1 protein-coding gene is annotated in these 736 nt (G+C 37.0%); it reads right to left on the bottom strand.

The annotated features are described in order from the left end of the window. On the bottom strand, window positions 1–736 hold a 736-nt coding region (locus tag BAU28_RS03385; protein ID WP_208610958.1), incomplete at both ends, for an RNA-guided endonuclease TnpB family protein.

Genomic DNA, 736 nt, shown 5'->3' with positions numbered 1-736 from the left:
TTCTATCCCAATCACATCGTGGTTTTTGATGATCCTAGTAGAGAGTTTTTGCAAATAGTCCGTTCTTGCCTGTTTAATTCGTTCATGAATACGAGCGACTTTCATTCGCTGTTTCTGCCAGTTCGTTCCACCTTTTGTACGTCTAGATAGAATACGCTGGGCATGAGCAAGTTTCTTTTCTAATACCCGAAACCATTTTGGATTACCGAATACCTCACCTGTTGAAAGAATAGCAAAGTTTTTCACACCAACATCTATACCAACAGCGGAATCGGTCTTCGGTAATTCTTGTACTTCTACTTCAGCAAGAATCGAGACAAAATATTTTCCACTTGGATTCCTTCTGACAGTAGCACTCAAAATTCGTCCTTCTACCTCACGACTTTTGACAAATTTGACAAGACCAAGTTTCGGTAACTTCAATTTATTATCTATAATCGCAATGTTTCCATTTGTATGTTTCGTTGTATAGGATTGGACTTTATTGTTTTTCGATTTAAACTGAGGAGCTTTGTTTTGTTTTTTGAAGAATCTTGCATACGAGTCAGCGAGGTTGTGAAGAGAAGATTGAAGAGCGATACTGTCCACTTCTTTTAGCCATACAAATTCTTTTTTGAGAGTAGGTAATTGCGAAGAACAAGTGCCATAGGATAACCCTTTTCCTGTTTCTTTATATCTATCATTCCACTTTTCCAAAAAGTAGTTAAATACAAAACGTGAACAACCAATTGTTTTC

This window comes from Bacillus paramycoides, assembly GCF_001884235.1.
GTDB classification, from domain to species: domain Bacteria; phylum Bacillota; class Bacilli; order Bacillales; family Bacillaceae_G; genus Bacillus_A; species Bacillus_A paramycoides.
The sequence above is the reverse complement of the archived record's forward strand: the minus strand, read 5'-3'. Positions and strand labels throughout refer to the sequence as shown.